Source organism: Acinetobacter sp. GW821-FHT01E09 (genome assembly GCF_059422385.1).
In genome coordinates this window covers 1,641,504-1,660,103 of the sequence record NZ_JBWKWU010000001.1, presented here as the reverse complement: position 1 = coordinate 1,660,103, position 18,600 = coordinate 1,641,504, and the positions used below count along the sequence as shown (strand labels likewise).

Sequence of the window (18,600 nt, the reverse complement as noted above, 5' to 3'; positions counted from 1 at the left end):
ATCTTTTATCCTATTTAGCTCGGTATCTGAAATTGCTTCGTCCTGTTAAAAGCAATTAAATATCCAGTACCAATCGTGCTGACTTTGCACGGGAACAGCACACCAGTATTTGTTCATTACTGGCTTTTTCTTCATCAGTAAAATACACATCACGATGATCAGGCTCACCTTCGATCACATCGCACATACAGGTTCCGCAGACGCCCTGTTCGCAAGACATTTCAATCTCAATCCCTTCACGTGCCAGTGCTTGCAGAATGGTTTCTTCGGCATTGACCATGATGATCTTGCCGCTACGCTCAGCAACAACTTCAAATGCATCACCGTTGGTTTCAACCTCAACCTGAAAATATTCCTTATGAATCTGTTGCTCAGGAAAATTTTGCGTCAATGCCAAATTAATCACCCAATCCATAAATCCATTGGGACCACAGGTATAGATATGGCTTGCTTTGTCTATGTCCTGAATGGCAGATTGAAAAAACTCACGATGGCTGGCCCCTTCCGATTTAAAATGGAAGGTGGTAAATGGCGCCAATACACTATTTCTAATTTCATCGACAAAGGCACATTGCTCTGGGCTTGCCCCGCAATAATGCAGTTCAAAAGATGCATTTTCTTGTACCAATTGATAGGCCATAGTGATCAAAGGGGTAATTCCAATCCCCCCACCCACCAGTACAGCATGTTTGGCTTTGACTAATGGAAACAGGTTTTTCGGTTCACTGACCTGTATTTGCATACCATCTTTTAAATCATCAAAAGCCGAGACTGAACCACCACGCGATTCTGGATCACGTAAAATCCCCAGTCGGAATATGCCAACATCTTTTGGGTTTTGGCAAAGTGAGTACTGACGCACCATACCATTGGGTAAGTGCACATCAATATGCGCACCTGCTTCAATTTTTGGTAATGTGGCAGAATTTGCAGATTCAAACTCCATGACTGCAACATTCCCACCTTCTACATGACGGTTTCTGACAACCACGTTATAGAGTGTAGCCATGATTTATCTCCCTTTTATGCATCTCGCCCAAGGCTTAACGCATAAATAATCCACCGTTAATATCCCACGTCGCCCCAGTGACAAAAGCTGCGCTTGGGCTTGCCAACAAGGCACAGGTTTCAGCAATAAATTCCATACTACCTAATGCTTTGACTGGGATATTTTGAATAAATTGCGCCATTTTTTCGTCAGATACCACACTGTGTACAATCGGTGATTCCATTGGCCCAGGTGCTATGGCGTTTACAGTCACGCCTTTAGCAGCAAACTCTTTGGCAAAGATTTTGGTCAAAGTCACAATTGCACCTTTGGTTGCAGCATAGTGTGCTCCTGTTGCAGTGCCTCCATTTTGCCCTGCCAATGAAGCCATATTGACGATACGGCCATAGCCTTGATCTGCCATATATTTGCCAATAATCTGACACGCTTGAAAGGTTCCTCGCTGATTCACTTGAGTGATCCAGTCAAAGTCAGCTGCAGTAATCTCTAAAACAGGGGTTGCCTTGGTGACCGTCGCATTATTAATCAACACATCCAATTTGCTGAATTTTTGTTGAATCCACTGCACTGCAACATGAAAATCTTGCTCAACTGAAATATCCAGTTTTAACGCAAACATATTCTCGGCATTAGGACTACGTGCTTTGGCATTTTCAGCCTTTTCTAAGCTGCTGGCAGAGACAATCACTTGATGCCCCTGTGCTGCAAAATATTCGGCGATCACATTCCCTAAACCAGATGCTGCGCCCGTGACTAAAACAACCTGTTTCATTTTTTGCGCTCCTAGAGGATGTAACTGATACCCGCCAAAGTATCGGTCGAGTTGACTAAGTTGATAATTTTACGATTGATCTTAAAGCCTTGTTCTGGATCACGAACCAAATGAAAAATCACATCTGCGGTGTAATGTTTTAAGCTTTCCTTACGGAATTCACGGAGGTTTTGTGCACAGCGTAAAATGATTTCACCATCCTCATCTTTTACGACACGGATACGTGACACGCTACGGACGGTATTGGCTTTGGGTGCAGTCGAAATCGCTTCACCATTTTCCAAACGTTCTACCCGTAATGTACGCATATGATTGTTGTCATAGGCATAGTTCAAATTATTTTCATAATCCTTGAGTGTCGGATCAATCGGAATGATATACACGCCTTTTTCATTCCAGAGATTGAGCCATTCACGGTATTCACTGTGGTCTAACATGTCAGCTTCAGCCCAAACAAAAGCAGTCACTTCATTTAATAATTGCAAATTCATGTTCATGCTACTCTCCTTAAGCCGTCATCATCTTTTTCCACTGCTGATAAGCAGCGCGCATTCCAGTTTCTGCACTGACATCGCTCTTTAAGCCATCTTCAGTTTTTACTTCGCCGGGTAAACCACGGTTCAACATGATCCATAAATCATGACCAGCATTGGCACCATGTTGCACACGTTCCCACGCTTCTGAGTCATCAGGCGTACCGAAACCAAATGGACCTTGGAAATGTTCATGTAGACGTAAGCGATATTGATTGGCAATCTGTGGACCACCATCCATCGTAATCACAGAATGGTGAATTTCAGTTTCATTGACTGAAATCGGTTGCATAACACGGAAGAACGCCATTGAACAGGCAATGTTCGGGAACAGGTTTAAGTTAAAACCAGAACCACCCACAGCACGTACAATACGGCGTACTTCAAGTTCTTCATGTCCTTCATCACGTAACGCTTGAGCAAGCTCTTCAAAACGTTCCTGAATTGGGCGTTCCATCAACTCTTCATCTAAATCCACCAGCTCAGGAATCATCACCATGACACTGTGACCATTGCCTAAGTCTTCAACATAGCCAGGTTGATTTTCAAAATTAAACAATTCTTCAGTCTTCTCATCGACTGAACTTAAGAATGACTTATGTACCAAGGGGAAATGATAAGCATCGGTGGTATTTTCCAGCTGGATTTTCCAATTGCCTGGGAAACGGAAACGATGTTCACCCAATACTTTAATTGGATAACCTGCGCCTTGTTTCATAAACAAATCAATCCATTTTTTCGCAGCGCCCAAGAAATCCGCTAAAGGCTCAATATCATCTTTAAAGGTGGCGAAAATCATACCGTTGTATTCTTCAACACGTAGGCTAATCAATGGAAACTCTGATTTATCCAGACACTCACCGTAACTTTCAGGCGAAGGTACACCACGCAATGAACCATCCAGTGCATAGCTCCATCCGTGATATGGGCAAACAAAACTGTTGGTTTTGCCTTTTTTATGTTCACATACCGTTGCTGCACGATGGCGGCAACGATTGAGCAATACATGGACTTTTTTCTTACGGTCACGTACAACGACCACAGGTTGCTTACCAATATTAATGGTTTTATAGCTACCACCATCTGGAATTTCGCTGGCATGTGCCACCCAAACCCAAGTGCTGTAATAAATCTTTTCCATTTCATCATCAAAGACACGCGCATCTTTATATAAAGAGGTATGCGCACGATCACTTTGAACTAACTCGCTGTAATCAATGTTAATATTCTGCATTGGAATAATACTGTTCATATCCATTATCCTTTTCAATTTATCCATAACTTATTGCTGAGACGGTACTGGCAATATCGCTGTACTGTTCCAGTGAGACACGGGGCGACTAAAAATATTTTCAGTCTGAAAATGCTTGATCTTCCATAGACCATCGGTTTGCTGTTTAAATTTCACGCTGAGTTTTGCGGCATTTAAATGGCTATCTCCATTGAGAAAGGTCGAGGTTTGCAACATCAACCAGCTTGCATTGGCCTGATCGCCGGCAATATAAATTTGTTCTGAGCTGACAAAATGCGCATTCATCACAAAATGTGATTCGGTTTGGGTATAGCTTTTAAACATGTCAAAAATGGCTTGCCATGAAGTATAGCGACCAAAAGATTGCCCATATTTCTCACCAATCCCTTCCCAAATACTGTCCTGATCAAATAAATCCATTAATTCATTGAGGTCAGTCTTGGCATTTAATCCATCACAAATTTCCATATAACGATGAATACAATTACGAATCGCGTTTTGCGCTTCGAGCTGTTCTAAGCGTTGTAAGATAACGGTCAAATCTATCTGGCTATTCATGTCATATTCATCCTTGGACATCTCGTGATTATTTAAATTCGGCTTATAAATAACCGGGTGCTGGCTGCATACCAAAGCTCACCAAAGCGGCATTTTGTAAAGTGGCATCACCCATAAAGGCATGCTGAGTCACCACATTGGTATCATTCACAAAACGGCTAAATGGGTTATGGGTATAAATTGCAGTCATGCCCGCCAGCATTTGAATTTTGCGCGTTACACGTGCACAAACTCGAGCAACATGGGTACAAGACAAACGCATCTCACTGATCTGTTCTGGCGTTGGCGTACCACCTGCAATAATTTCATTCCAAACGATTTGCATAGTGTCGTAGAACCAAACACGTGCTGCTTTAAACTCAGCTTCGACTTGGGCAAATTCATATTGGGTGACGGGGCGACTGGCAATTTCAGCACCACCTGTAATGGATGATTTCCCTGGCGCTAACTTTTGGAATTCTTCCAACGCTGCTGCTGCAACACCGATCCCGACCACAGTTAACACCTGTGTTGCCAACGACAGTGATGGATATTTAAAAAAAGGTTCCGAAAGTTTGGACGGTTCACCACGAATAAAGGTCCAGTCATTGTTTACAAAGACATTATCCACCAACAGATCATGACTGCCTGTTCCCTTTAAACCGACCGTATCCCAAGTCATTTCGATTTGCGCTTGTTTTGCAGGAATAATTGCTAAACGGGGGAGACCTTGTGTGGTGTTATTGACCTGTGGACTAATCCCCACCCCAATAATATCGGCCCCCATACAACCACTTGAAAATTTCCATCGACCTTTTACCACCACGCCGTCAGCTCTTAAATCTGCGGGTTGCGGCGGAAAAATACCTGCTGCAAATACAATATCTGGGCTCTCTTTATATAATTCTTCAAGCGTTGCTTCAGGCAGGCTACCCAAATAGGCAGGGCTCATCCCAAAACTCGCAACCCAGCCCACGGACCCATCTGCTTTAGACAAACGTTCAATCAACTCACAAAATTGTTGAGGTGACCATTCATTGCCGCCAAAACGTTTCGGTACCAATGCACGATAGACTCCAATCTGCTTTAACTTATCGATGATGTCTTGACTCACATACGCTTGGTTATCGAACTCGCCTGTACAAGCCCGTTCTCGAATCTCCTGACAGAGTGCTTCTAATTCCGTTATTGTTGTGTCCATTACAAATTCCTTTGTCGATAAATTATTCATTACCCAACTCCTTGTCATTTATTGCGCGGCATCCACGATATATTTCGCAATTGCACACAGTAGCTCATCCGAATTTCGTTTCGCCACGATTTGTAAACCCACTGGTTGCCCTTCGCTGGTTTTGAGCGGTATTGAAATTGCCGGATGTCCAGATAAATTGAATGGACGCACCAATGAAGTTAAGTTCAACAGTGCAACCATATGTTCTGCATCGATTAATTTGGGTGGGATTTGCGGAAGGGTTGGCAGTAACACGGCATCATATTTTTCCAATAAGTCATCAATTTCATTGATAAATTGTGCTTTGACCGCTTCCGCCTCTTTTACTTGTTGCGCAGTGGTTTGCGCAGATTTGAGCAAGCGAGCATGGATATCGTCACCCAGCAAACCAGTTTTGGTTAACTCACCATACGCCTGCCAATTTTCATAATTAATGATTTGCATCCCTGCATCATAAGCAGGTTCAAACCATTCAGATTTCACTGGTGTAGCTGACAGATTCGCCTGAGCAAGAAATTGCTGAATACAGTTCAATACCGTTGGGTTCGCATTTACCTCAAGCCAAGCCAGTTTCGGCGTATGCGCTAATTTTTCCAAAGCATGGAAACTTGGATCGATTATCTGCATCGCGGTTTCAATCATTGCAACCGAAGCGGCAAATGGTCCCACGCAATCCAGCGAACTCATGGCTGGATGTATCCCTTGACGACTGACGCGATTGAATGTCGGCTTAAAACCATACACGCCACAACATGCCGCTGGCATACGAATTGAACCACCAGTATCGGTACCTAAAGTAAAATCAGCCAGACCTGCGGCTACGGCAGCAGCAGACCCACTCGATGAACCACCTGGAATTAGATCAGGATATTGAGGATTGATTGCAGTGCCAAAAACAGGATTGATCCCGGTAATACCAAAAGCCAACTCATGTAGATTGGTTTTTGCGGTAATTTGGCAATCCGCTGCCAAAATACGCTCTACCACTTCTGCATTTTTTGTTGCAGAAGGCTTATCCATCAAGGCTTTGCTCCCGATCATGGTCTTTAGACCTTGAATATCAATGGAATCTTTCACCATGACTTTTAAAGCACCGTGTCCTATTTGTACGTCTTGTACAACAATATTCATTCACTTTTCCATGTATTTTTGTACTTAATACCAATATCGGAAAAAGTAATGTAATTGTCAAGATGTTTTTATCAGAAAGAGCAAAGATTTTTTCTTTAATTTTTGTATAATGATGAATATTCATCTTTATAAAGTTATCACTTTGCTATGCTTACTCATTTAGAACAATTTCTACCTAATAATGAACCTAGCAGCTTACAAAGCTATCCTTTCTTTTGGATTTCTCAAGTGAATGGTAAATACACACAACTTATTGAAAAATCAATAAAAAAATTAGGTATCGACAATACACGTCGTAAAATTATTTTAAGTACCAATGCTTTGCAACAAGCCAGTATTACCGAAATTGCCAACCTCTCTACCCTTAAATTGACCACAGCAACCAAAGCCATTTATCGCCTAGTTGAGGATGATATTGTGCAGGTTTTTTCTTCAGAGTCTGATGAACGTATCTCGATGGTCAAGCTCACTGACAAAGGCAAAGAACTGGTGGAGCAGATTAATCAAATCAGCCAAGTGACTTTATCTGGGATTTTAAATGCCTTTGAAGATGAAGAATTGCATCAGTTAAATGCACAGTTGAAAAAGCTATTCAATTTGATGCCATCAAGCTAAAAGCTCTAAATAAACGCCCATTAGCTGAATGCAATGGGCGAATTGTTCGGTTCATCACGTTGTGGACTGTAAAATATTAAATGGCGGTTTTAACTTACTTTTTTCAATTCGATCTGAAAAGGTCCGCAAAACATCTTGTTTATATTGATGAATATCCACATCCGCATAATTATAAAAACCCTGCTTTTCGCGTAGGCCGTTACGCTGCTGACGCATATTTTCCGCAATAATTTCAGGTGTACGAAAACGCTCACCCAGCTCTTTTTGCAAATATTGCGAGGCATAATACAAGATATCACCACCGCCCCAATCAATAAACTCCAATAAGCCTAAAACAGAAAAACGCAAACCAAAACCGGTACGAATAGCAATATCAATATCTTCTGCCGAAGCGACTCCATCTTCAACCATACGTGCCGCTTCATTCATTGCCAAGGCCTGAATCCTTGGCACGATATAGCCCGCCTTGGCATTACAAACCACAGGTACCTTACCAATCACCAGTAGAAATTGCTTAAGCTGAGTCAGCACCTCATTTGAGGTCTGGTCAGAACGGCTTAACTCCACCAAAGGCATGAGATAAGCAGGATTTAGCCAGTGTGCATTGACCACTCGCTCAGGATGCGAAATCATTTGCGCAATATCCGTCACTAAAAATGTCGATGTGGTCGAAGCCACAATACACTGCTGTGAAAGATATTGATCCAGCCAAGCAAAAATTTCTTGTTTGGCTTGTTTTACTTCTGGTGCAGCCTCAAGGATCAACGCACAGTTTGGCAATATGCCTATAGCAGCCTGTTTAGATAAAATCGCAATCTTATCCAAAATAAAATCTTGCTGGTCCGCTTGAATAAACTGAATTTTCTCAAGCAACTTTAACTCTTGCTGTAAATCAGCACGAATTTGAGTTTGATATTGTTCAAATTCAGCTTCACTGCGTTGTTTTGCATCAATCAAATCAACGTTTAGTCCTGCATAGGCAAAAGCAATCGCAATAGCTTTGCCCATACGTCCAGCACCGAGCACCGCAATTTTTTCGATCATCTGCATTTTAGACTCCTTGTTGCAAAATCGCTTGCAGTTCTGCTGGGCTTTTATCCGCAAGACCTAAACACTCAAAAGTACGTCCTTGTTGATATAAATCCTTACCCGTGACCGCTGACGCGATATTCAATAAGCCCTCAGCAACAGGGGTTGCGACACCTGCCCAACGTCCCACAGAAACTAAAAAAGATAATCCTAAACGAGTGTCTTCTAACATATAGCGATGTGAATCTAAGTCGATATCCTCACGCCAGTCACCACTGTCAGTTAATTTTCCATGTGCCCCACGTCCATACATCCATTCATCACCCTCACCTTCATGATTATAATGATCCGCCAAAGGAAAATGTGGTGCGGCATATCCCAATGCTTCACGTACTTGCATTCGTTCCGCATCGAGTTGATTGGTGACACGACGAATTGAGGGTTGAGTACCTTCATTATGAATATCCCACGCTTCAAAATGTTCAAGTGGACCCGCATTCATCAAAATTAAAGGTGGATGAATAATTGGTCCAGCATTCATCAATGCACCACTTAAGCTGTCCTCAACGGGTTCAACGCTAGGATAAGCCTGCTTAAGTACTTGAAATGCTTGTTGTGACAATACGCTTGGAAATACGCCTGTGGGTAACCGGGTCGCATACCCACTAATCACAATTTGATTCACCCCATGTTTACGCACCAAATAAGGCAAAGTCCCAGTTTCTGCAAATGCCACTTGCGCAGTGTTACCTGCTTGTTGCATCGCCTTGGCAAAGATAAAACTACCAAATGTCGCTGGTGGTAAGTACACCACTTGCCCTGCTTTAAAAAATGGCGCTGCTTGACGGGCTAAATCATCATGTGTGGTCGCAGGTAATGGAATAATAATCAACTCAGCATGTGCAATGGCGCTTTGCAAATCATCAGACAAATTAATCTGACTCTTTTCAAAACCCACTGTCACAGTGCGATCGCCCTGATAATCCTTAATCTTTAATTGCCCAGTGGCAGCAAGTTGTTGTAAAGCATCTGAATCACGGCGCCATAACAGCACCTCATGCCCTTTTTCAGCCATTTCTGCCGCAGCTGCATAACATCCATGACCGCCACCTAAAACTGTAATTTTCATCATTGCTCTTCCTGATTTATTTCAATTCATCATAGAAGCGCAATAACCTGCTGGCTTATCCAAACACGCAACACCTGTTCAGTTTACGAAAGCATTGTACTCATTTGAACAGGACTCATTTTTAAAGTTTTTGAAGGTAAACACCCATAGCGTTTTTTATACAGCGTAGAAAAATGCCCTAAACTTTGGAAGCCGTGACGCAGCACAATATCCGTCACTGTTTCATTGGTTTGAGCATGCTGTAAAGCCAGATGTACCCGTTCAAGTCGCTGATCACGGATATACTCGACTGGGGTTTGTTGTAAATACTGACTAAAGCCTTTTTGCAATGTACGGATCGACACCTCACAACACTGGCTTAAATCCGCTAATGAAATCGGTTGTTCTAAATGATTGTGAATATATTTTTGTGCTTTTTTTAGATAGCCGGGCAAAATATGCTGTCTTTGCAAATTAAGCTGGTCACTATAGTTATTTGGAATCTTCAATAAAATCAGTTCAATTAAATACTGGGTAAAACTCGCAGAGATAAAGCTCCAATTTTGAATATGATAATAGGCATGGCACAAATAATTGAGGGTTTCAATAATCGAGTCTATGCCTTCTTCGGTACAGGACAGGCTCATATCAAAGATAACTGGTTCATGACTGGTATGCCCCAACATTTTAAACAATTGGGTTTCTACATCATGTTGAGCAAGTTTTAAAATAATATTTCGGCAATGCTGATTGGTCTGGATTTGCTGTTGAGTATGTGGATGCGTAATTGACATAATCCCGACTGACTGTAGCACCTGTTGGTCTTCTATACCGACTTTACATTGACCTTCCAGTGTCAATCGAAATAAATAAAAATCGGAAACGTCATCAATGGTAATCATCACAGGTGCGCTATATTTAAGATCGTACAAGGCACAATTTCCAAAGCGAAAACCATTTAAACGGGTATTTAACGGTTCACGTACTTCCACTTCAAAACGATGAGGGCTTAAATAATAGCTGACCTGATCTTTAATGGTTTGATAATCATCCGATTTAAACAACAGCAGCTCATTTAGATAATCCAACTTGAAAAACTGTTCCATCCTTTCACTCCCTGATTATGGATTGACCAAACAAGTCACAAAGCCCATTACAAAGAATGGGCGTTGTGACTGATTGAGAATACCATTGAATTAAGAGGCATGTTCCTGCTGCATACTGGCGCTAAATGCCTTACAGCCCTTTTTCAATAAGATAAATGCCAACACACATGAAATCGTACCCACGATAGACAAAGACATCCCCACCATCAGTGGATTTTCAAAGATTTTATCTGTAATCAATGCCACCAACGTGGTACCGATTCCAACTGCAACCAAATTACTGATCAGCAAAAATACGGCTGAGATTTGTGCGCGTAACTGATTCGGTGCCAGCATTTGCATTGCTGTGGTTGAAATTGGCATTGGGAAAGAAGCAAAAAACATGGCAGGAACCAGAAATACCACAGAAAGCCACAGCTCATTGACTTGGGTAAACACCATAATTGGTAAAATTAATCCTACGATTCCGATCACACCGGTAATCATTGGCGCGTCCTTACGTCCTTTTTGAATAAACCAGTCATTGAGCCAGCCTGCACAGAATACGCCAAGAATATTTGCCACCAATAACACCGTGCCTAGCATATAGCCTGCTTCTGTCGGTGTAAGGCCAAACTTACGCATGTAAAATGCTGGTGACCAACTAATCAAGCAATACAGCGCCATTGCATAGAAAGTAAAACCTAAATAATGGCAAGTAAAAGTACGACTATGTTTTTTGATAAACTTAAACGCATCTTTCATATTGGTCTTTTCAACTTGACCTTGTGCATTTAAACGCTGACCTTTACGTTGCGGTTCTCTCACTGTAAGTAACACCAGTAAGCCAATAAACACACCAGGTAAGCCCACGATAATAAATGCCGCCTGCCATGCTCTTAATGCACCAAATAAAGGAACCTGAATGGTGTCCATATTTTTAAGCAAGCCAATCACATAACCGCCAACCAGAAAAGCAATCCCTCCACCGACAAATGAACCAATTGAATATACTGCAACAGCACGGCCTAATTTGTCCTTACTGAACATATCACTAAACATTGAATACGCTGCTGGAGATAAAGCAGCTTCGCCCACTCCAACCCCCATACGGCTTAAAAACAGTTGAATAAAGTTTTTACTTAAGCCACAGAATGCAGTTGCAATGCTCCAAAACACCACCCCGACTGCAATAATTTTTGGTCGAGAAAATCGGTCTGCCAAATAGGCCAGTGGCAACCCCATGAAGGCGTAAAACAAGGAAAAAGCGAGACCATGTAATAGACTAAATTGGGTATCTGACAAACCTAGATCAGCCTTAATTGGTTCAATCATCAGTGCCAGTATTTGCCGATCTATAAATGAAAATATATAAGCCAACATGCACAGCGAAACAACATACCATGCATATGTATTTGAATGAGAGCCTGTTGACTCTGGTGAATGAGTATCCATTTTTCTTCCTTGTCCATGCATTTTTATGATTGGTATCTTTAAGAAGATGTCGCGTATTTAAGGAAATATCCATTTCCTATCCACCTTCTTGATAAAAGCTTAACCCACTATAGTTATTTTTACATGTAATTTTCCATGTTATTTTAAGTATATAGTTATACCTTTTACTTCACAATGCTCAACTCGAACAAATTTATTTCATTTAAAATATTATATATCAATAAGATAATACATTTTTAAATTGTAAATTACTTTTGGGAGCATTCTCGAAACATACGCTAAAAATTTAATTCTAAAATAATATTGAATTTTACATTTATTTTTACATAATATAGAAAATACACCTCTCATAGGAAATGGATATGCCGCTGTCAAAACAAGATGCAATTGAAAGTATACATAGCATGCACGTACTGATTGAACGTATTTTTAACGGGAAACATACAGAACAAGATCTTCCCCTACTTATTGAATATTTTTCCGATCATTTTGAGATGGTCGGCGCAGCTGGAAAGCGTTTTTCCTTAGCCGATGTCAAAGGTCTGTTTAGCAATAATCAGGGCAAGATGCCAGATCTACAGATTGAAATTTATGATGAACAAATTTTGATGCAAAGCGAACAAAGCATTGTTCTCACCTATACTGAAAAACACACTAAGGAATCAGGAATTCTAGTTCGACGTTCTTGTGCACTGATTGAAGAAATTCAAGGAAAAATGCAGTGGAGTTATTTACAAGAAACCTTTTTACCTTAAATAGCCGTCAGTCTTAATAACTTCATTTTTCAATGCAACGCTTTAAGTTCAATAAGATATCAATTTAGAATATAAATGATTGAGTTGCGACTTAAAGCTTAGTCCCCCGTTTTTGGCAAACACTTTGTCTGTTTTCATCCCCATCATTAGAATTTTACTTAAAAAACAAAATTACGGCGAAGTTCAGTTCAAAAATATTATTTATTTCAAAAGTATGCATCTTGTTATGTATAAAACAGATTGAAAAATCCTATCGCAATCTTCTCCACAAAAATGTATCCAAGCATTTAATCTGCATAAAGTGGATAAACACATGGAAAATCTGGATAGAGCCTTTCTTTAAATCGCGGTTCAATCAAACAAAGGACTGATTGGATAGAGGAAGAGCCCATGACTGCACGTAACCTCGCCGAATGGCAAAATTTTGTACACAGCTGTATCGATTTTCGACCAAATGATGGTGTTTATCGAATTGCTCGCGATATGTTTACCGAACCAGAACTATTTGATCTCGAAATGGAACTCATTTTTGAAAAGGTCTGGATTTACGCTTGCCATGAAAGTGAAATTGCCAATAACAATGATTTCATTACAGTACAGATTGGCCGACAACCGATCATTATCAGCCGTGATGGTAAAGGCGAACTACATGCCATGGTCAATGCCTGTGAGCATCGTGGTGCAACCTTGACCCGTGTGGCCAAAGGCAATCAGTCTGTATTCACCTGCCCGTTTCATGCTTGGTGTTATAAGTCGGATGGGCGTTTGGTTAAGGTCAAAGCGCCAAATGAATATTGTGAAGATTTTGATAAATCCAGCCGTGGTTTAAAACAAGGCCGTATTGCCAGCTATCGTGGATTTGTTTTTGTCAGTCTGGATACTCAGGCTACAGATTCACTGGAAGACTTTTTAGGTGATACTAAAGTGTTTCTTGACTTGATGGTTGATCAATCACCAACAGGTGAGCTTGAAGTATTACAAGGTAAATCTGCTTATACTTTTGCAGGCAACTGGAAACTACAAAATGAAAATGGTCTGGATGGCTATCATGTCAGTACCGTGCATTATAACTATGTTTCCACCGTTCAACATCGCCAGCAAGTCAATGCAGCCAATGGCAGTGAACTCGACACACTCGATTACAGTAAATTAGGTGCGGGTGATGCCGAAACTGACGATGGCTGGTTTAGCTTTAAAAATGGGCATAGTGTGTTATTTAGCGATATGCCAAATCCAGCGGTACGTCCTGGTTATGATGTGGTGATGCCTTATCTGCTGGAAAGGTTTGGGGAAAAGCGCGCTAAATGGGCCATGCACCGTTTACGTAACCTCAACCTTTATCCAAGCCTGTTCTTTATGGATCAGATCAGTTCACAACTGCGTATTGTCCGTCCTGTGGCATGGAATAAAACCGAAGTCATCAGCCAATGTATTGGTGTCAAAGGTGAATCAGCGGAGGCACGTCGTAACCGTATTCGTCAGTTTGAAGACTTTTTCAATGTATCAGGATTGGGTACACCAGATGATCTGGTGGAATTCCGCGAACAACAAAAAGGCTTTCAGGGCCGTTTAGAACGCTGGAGTGATATCTCACGCGGTTATCACCAATGGAATTATGGCCCATCACAAAATTCACAAGACCTTGGTATTGAACCGGTGATCACAGGACGTGAAATTACTCATGAAGGACTATATGTCAACCAGCATGGTCACTGGCAACGCCTGCTCCTCAATGGACTCAATAAAAAAGCACTTAAGATGCAAGAAGTCACTTTTTTAAATCAATCTGTTACTGATGAGGTGTAACCATGTCTCTAGAACTTCATTTTGCAGTTTCTCAATTTCTTTATAAAAAAGCGGAACTGTGTGATCGCTATGATTGGGATGCTTATCTCGAACTCTATGATGAAGACAGCGAATATCATATCCCACAATGGATTGATGACCATCACTACGTTGAAGATCCCAATCAAGGTTTGTCCTATATTTATTACCCCGATCGTTCAGGACTTGAAGATCGTGTGTTCCGTATCCGCACTGGAAAAGCAGCTTCTGCAACGCCTTTACCGCGCACTCAACATAATATTCACAATGTACAAGTAAAGACTCAAGAAGATGGTTTGGTTGAGGCAAAGGTAAGCTGGCGCACGCTTTATAATCGTCAGGGCCTTGAAGGATGCTTTTATGGTCATGCCACTTATTTACTCCGTCCAACTGAAGATAGCTTCCGTATTCGTCGTCAACACAGCGTATTGCTTAATGACAAGATAGATTCGGTTCTCGATTTCTATCACGTCTAAGGAGAAATACAATGAGTCATTCTGTTGCACTCAACTTTGCCGATGGTAGAACATTTTTTATCGCGGTACAGGAAGATGAATTACTGTTGGATGCAGCAGTTCGTCAAGGAATCCACCTTCCGCTTGACTGCCGTGAAGGTGTTTGTGGAACCTGTCAGGGAAAATGTGAAACGGGTATTTATGAACAAGAATATGTCGATGAGGATGCATTAAGCGAACGTGATTTGGCTGAACGTAAAATGCTGGCTTGCCAAACACGGGTTAAGTCTAATGCCGCTTTTTATTTCGATCATAGTTCCGAAATCTGTAATGCGGGTGAAGCTTTAAAAATCACCACAGTGGTTACTGCTGTTGAATTGGTTTCAGAAACCACCGCGATCTTGCATCTCGATGCCAGTAGTTTTGACAAGGAACTGAATTTTTTACCAGGTCAATATGCACGTTTACAAATTCCAGAGACTGACGATTGGCGTTCTTATTCATTTGCCAATCGTCCTAATGCCAACAATCAACTTCAGTTTTTAATTCGTCTGCTTCCGGATGGTGTAATGAGTAATTATCTCAGGGAACGTTGTCAGATTGGACAAAGCCTGATGATGGAAGCACCTTTAGGTAGTTTTTACCTACGTGAAGCTGAACGCCCTCTAATCTTTATTGCAGGTGGTACAGGCTTATCGGCTTTTTTAGGTATGCTCGATAATATTGCCGATCAACCAAATCAACCCTCAGTGCAACTCTATTATGGTGTCAATACAGAAGCCGATCTATGTGAACAAAAGCGTTTGATCGCCTATGCAGAAAAGATCAAAGACTTTAGTTATCATCCGATCATTTCAAGCGCCTCAGAACTATGGCAAGGAAAATCAGGCTATATCCATCAACATCTGGATAAACAACAACTTCAACAACAACGCTTCGATATGTACTTATGTGGCCCGCCACCGATGATCGAAGCCGTCAAATCTTGGCTAGATGAGCAGTCTATCGAAGATTGTTCGATTTACAGTGAGAAATTCTTACAGAGCAATACAGTTAGAACTTAGTTTTAACAACAAAATGCGTGTCATATCTTAAGATATGACACCAACTCACAGCAGGGTTAAGCTCAAGATGATTCAAATCTTATTTGGGCAACAAAACTTATTAAATAGCGAAATCATAGGATGATTTATTGATGGAATTTGGATATTTTTTCTACGTCGTCTGAATATTTCAGTTTTGTGATATCCTGATATTTAAAATAATATGAGAGTTTTTAATATAATTATATTATTCAATAAGTTATATCATTAAAGACAACTAAAAATAAATTGATCATTTTAGTCAGATTTGCTATACATAGAGATAGATCTTAAGGAATAGGATCATATAAAGAGTACAAAGCATGATCAACGCTATCCTTTATTTTTTTTAAAATACCATGACGTTTTTATTGATTTGATCACGCCAAACTAGACTAAAAATATGTTGTATCGAGGTATTTTACTTGGTCTATTTTTTGCTTAACTCTTTATATCACTGCCAGCCACTTAAAGTTTTAAGTATTGTTTAGTGCATTTTTAATCAGGTCATCATGTGACATAAAGATTAGCTGTAATAAACAAGCCAGCCAAAAGGAATATTTATGAGTCAGGTCGATCCTACTATGGAATTCAATGGACGTCATTTACAGCAATGTCCCATTTTTTCATCGCAAAACTTAGTCTTTCAGCATCAAGACTTGGGCGAAACCTGCAAAAGTGTTGGGCAAATCTTCAAACCACATCTATTAAAAATCGTACAACAACAAAACGATTTTCACTCATCCATGCACCATCTTAAAGCAGGACGATTATCCATCAGTCGTCTGGAATACAGTGCCGATGTCTATATTGAACCTGACCATTTAGAAAAATTTTATCTGATTCAAATCCCAACACAGGGATATGCAGAAATTGAAATGAATCAACAAAAATTTATTTCTTATCCGCAAGTTGCCTCTCTAATTTCACCCGAACAATCGCTAAAAATGCGCTGGCATGCCAACTCACCACAGCTGATTCTCAAAATTGATAAAGATGACCTTTTACAGCACTGCCGCCAGCATCTTCCAGACGCACAGCAGCACCCTCCTATTTTTGAACCCAAGCTTGATCTTTCTACCCAAGGCGGTGCTTATTTTTTCCAATTGATGCGTACATTGATGGATGCGCTTGCTTGTGAACAGCATCCTTTGCATCACCCAATGGCATTTAAGCAGTTTGAATCCAGTCTATTTAATGCCCTGATTTACGGCCAAGCCAACAGCTTATTGCATCAAATCGATCAGTACCGAGAAAAAGCCATTTCACCTTATTTTGTCAAACGTACTGAAGCCTATATGCGTGAAAATCTACACGCAAATTTAACCATTGAACAACTGGCTGAACAGGCAGGCGTAAGCGTACGTACCTTGTTTGCAGGATTTAAAAGCTTTTTAAACACCACGCCAATGTCATATTTAAAAGAGTTGCGTTTTGAACAAGCGCATATGGAACTGCTACAAAATGAGCATGTCTCAGTCACAGATGTCGCGTTTAAATGGGGCTTTAGTCATCTTGGGCGTTTTTCTCAGGAATATAAACGTCGTTATGGTGAATTGCCCTCATGTACACGCCGTAGCACCCTTGAACAGCAAGATCTTAGGTTTAAGCCGTATTCTTAAGCAACCGATGATTTTTAGTTAAAGAGATTTTATTCATTATAAAAAATTAAAAAACCTATTTAGACGTATCTAAATAGGTCAAGTATATCTGTCAGTATGTTGCCATAGCGTTTCAAATTAGAAGTGATGAATATAACGTAATTGCAAACGAGTTCCTTCAGGACGATTTTTTGCATCCTGTTCAAAATAGGCATTTGTCACGATATGATCATGTTTAGAAAAGCTATACATCGCCCCCGGTCCAATCGCCCACACTTGTTCACGTGTGCCTGTTAATTTTTCACCCTCTACTTTCGTGTCGGTCATTTGCTTGAGCCAGTAACCATTGATCCCTAAGCGTAATTGTGGTGTAAGCGCATAGTCTGTTGCAAAATTGGCATGGATCGCTTGCCCTGCTTGAATATCATCTGCAAGACCGAAGCTATAATTTGGATCATCATTTTTAAAATTGTACAAATAGTGCAGACGTGTAGAAACCGTCCACTTGGGATTAAACCAATAAGTTGCTGCCCAGTATGGATCAAATGAGACGGCATTATTGCCCGGATTAATATTTTTATTCTGATCATATTTTCCTGTCGGTAAATTAACCTGAAATTCAAAACGTTGTACGAATTTGGGCCCATCTTTGCCCATGACTGGGTCAAACTGGATAAATGGCCCAATCATCAGATCACCAAAACCCCCTTGGGCTTTAATCGCGGCATTATTTAAACCATCATCCATATCCATTTTACTGACAAATGGAATCAGCACATTCAATCCTAACGATGCATGTTCACCTACACGCACATCGGACAGATAACTGACTTGTTCAACAATGACTTGATAATTTAAATCGGTCTTGGGTAAAGCTAACCGATGAGCTTGATTGTCTTTTAACTTGTTCGAATCATAATTTTGTAGATACGTTTGAGAATACCACCCCGGCCCAGCAGGCAGCCCACCATCCAGAAAACTGGTCATGCCCAAATTCACCGTCGGCAAATCATAGGCTTGTGCTGCAACCGCTGTTAAGACCACTGTTCCAGCAAGAAAACCTCTTTTGATCACATTATTTTTCATTTTCGATCCCCGAAAAAAATCACGATCAAAATTGATCGTG

General features: G+C 40.8%; 18 protein-coding genes. 6 read left to right on the top strand and 12 right to left on the bottom strand.

All coding sequences use genetic code 11. The features are described from left to right. Positions 1-55 precede the first annotated feature (55 nt). Genes AC07U8_RS07600 through AC07U8_RS07570 form a run of 7 tightly spaced genes read right to left on the bottom strand, consistent with a single transcriptional unit; the run spans position 56 to position 6,465 of the window. Positions 56-1,009 (bottom strand): PDR/VanB family oxidoreductase, encoded by a 954-nt coding sequence (locus AC07U8_RS07600; RefSeq protein WP_004721592.1) that lies wholly within the window; start codon positions 1,007-1,009, stop codon positions 56-58. A 34-nt stretch (positions 1,010-1,043) separates the two neighbouring features. Then, positions 1,044-1,781, bottom strand: a complete 738-nt coding sequence (locus AC07U8_RS07595) for an SDR family NAD(P)-dependent oxidoreductase (protein WP_034614183.1) — start codon at positions 1,779-1,781, stop codon at positions 1,044-1,046. Positions 1,782-1,792: 11 nt separating this feature from the next. Further along, positions 1,793-2,278: an aromatic-ring-hydroxylating dioxygenase subunit beta gene (locus AC07U8_RS07590; RefSeq protein WP_004721595.1), complete on the bottom strand. Its 486-nt coding sequence runs from the start codon at positions 2,276-2,278 to the stop codon at positions 1,793-1,795. A 10-nt stretch (positions 2,279-2,288) separates the two neighbouring features. Next, positions 2,289-3,566, bottom strand: coding sequence for an aromatic ring-hydroxylating oxygenase subunit alpha (locus AC07U8_RS07585; RefSeq protein ID WP_004721598.1), 1,278 nt, complete (start codon positions 3,564-3,566; stop codon positions 2,289-2,291). A 30-nt stretch (positions 3,567-3,596) separates the two neighbouring features. After that, a complete protein-coding gene (locus AC07U8_RS07580) occupies positions 3,597-4,124 on the bottom strand; it encodes a nuclear transport factor 2 family protein (RefSeq protein WP_034614181.1) in 528 nt (175 codons plus the stop codon). A 43-nt stretch (positions 4,125-4,167) separates the two neighbouring features. Then, positions 4,168-5,334, bottom strand: a complete 1,167-nt coding sequence (locus tag AC07U8_RS07575; RefSeq protein WP_105714294.1) for an acyl-CoA dehydrogenase family protein — start codon at positions 5,332-5,334, stop codon at positions 4,168-4,170. Positions 5,335-5,352: 18 nt separating this feature from the next. Continuing rightward, positions 5,353-6,465 carry an amidase gene (locus AC07U8_RS07570; RefSeq protein ID WP_034614176.1) on the bottom strand — a complete coding sequence of 371 codons (1,113 nt, stop codon included), beginning with the start codon at positions 6,463-6,465 and terminating at the stop codon, positions 5,353-5,355. Between the two features lie 147 nt (positions 6,466-6,612). Here AC07U8_RS07570 and AC07U8_RS07565 point away from each other — a divergent pair, with 147 nt between their 5' ends. Beyond that, positions 6,613-7,080, top strand: a complete 468-nt coding sequence (locus AC07U8_RS07565) for a MarR family winged helix-turn-helix transcriptional regulator (RefSeq protein WP_004721604.1) — start codon at positions 6,613-6,615, stop codon at positions 7,078-7,080. Between the two features lie 54 nt (positions 7,081-7,134). On the opposite strand, the gene AC07U8_RS07560 is transcribed toward AC07U8_RS07565, so the two are convergent. From AC07U8_RS07560 to AC07U8_RS07545, 4 genes are all read right to left on the bottom strand, one after another. Further along, complete coding sequence (locus AC07U8_RS07560; RefSeq protein ID WP_494737605.1) at positions 7,135-8,130, bottom strand: 3-hydroxybutyryl-CoA dehydrogenase; 996 nt, start codon at positions 8,128-8,130, stop codon at positions 7,135-7,137. Between the two features lies 1 nt (position 8,131). Next, on the bottom strand, positions 8,132-9,238 hold the full coding sequence (locus AC07U8_RS07555) for an NAD/NADP octopine/nopaline dehydrogenase family protein (protein ID WP_494738586.1): 1,107 nt from the start codon (positions 9,236-9,238) through the stop codon (positions 8,132-8,134). A gap of 83 nt (positions 9,239-9,321) precedes the next feature. Then, a complete protein-coding gene (locus AC07U8_RS07550; RefSeq protein WP_270386807.1) occupies positions 9,322-10,323 on the bottom strand; it encodes an AraC family transcriptional regulator in 1,002 nt (333 codons plus the stop codon). Positions 10,324-10,413: 90 nt separating this feature from the next. Beyond that, entirely contained in the window at positions 10,414-11,757 is a 1,344-nt protein-coding gene (locus AC07U8_RS07545) for a spinster family MFS transporter (protein ID WP_004721612.1), read from the bottom strand. 362 nt (positions 11,758-12,119) lie between these two features. Between AC07U8_RS07545 and AC07U8_RS07540 the strand changes: the two genes are divergently transcribed. The 5 genes from AC07U8_RS07540 (at position 12,120) to AC07U8_RS07520 (ending at position 17,495) form a co-directional block, all read left to right on the top strand. Next, positions 12,120-12,512, top strand: coding sequence for a hypothetical protein (locus AC07U8_RS07540; RefSeq protein ID WP_004820393.1), 393 nt, complete (start codon positions 12,120-12,122; stop codon positions 12,510-12,512). Between the two features lie 390 nt (positions 12,513-12,902). After that, positions 12,903-14,318: an anthranilate 1,2-dioxygenase large subunit gene (gene antA, locus AC07U8_RS07535; protein ID WP_270386809.1), complete on the top strand. Its 1,416-nt coding sequence runs from the start codon at positions 12,903-12,905 to the stop codon at positions 14,316-14,318. A gap of 2 nt (positions 14,319-14,320) precedes the next feature. Next, complete coding sequence (antB, locus tag AC07U8_RS07530; RefSeq protein ID WP_004721618.1) at positions 14,321-14,812, top strand: anthranilate 1,2-dioxygenase small subunit; 492 nt, start codon at positions 14,321-14,323, stop codon at positions 14,810-14,812. Positions 14,813-14,823: 11 nt separating this feature from the next. Continuing rightward, entirely contained in the window at positions 14,824-15,855 is a 1,032-nt protein-coding gene (antC, locus tag AC07U8_RS07525; RefSeq protein WP_004721619.1) for an anthranilate 1,2-dioxygenase electron transfer component AntC, read from the top strand. A 581-nt stretch (positions 15,856-16,436) separates the two neighbouring features. Beyond that, positions 16,437-17,495 carry an AraC family transcriptional regulator gene (locus AC07U8_RS07520; protein ID WP_004721620.1) on the top strand — a complete coding sequence of 353 codons (1,059 nt, stop codon included), beginning with the start codon at positions 16,437-16,439 and terminating at the stop codon, positions 17,493-17,495. A gap of 117 nt (positions 17,496-17,612) precedes the next feature. On the opposite strand, the gene AC07U8_RS07515 is transcribed toward AC07U8_RS07520, so the two are convergent. Next, entirely contained in the window at positions 17,613-18,560 is a 948-nt protein-coding gene (locus AC07U8_RS07515; RefSeq protein WP_004820388.1) for a SphA family protein, read from the bottom strand. Positions 18,561-18,600 lie beyond the last annotated feature (40 nt).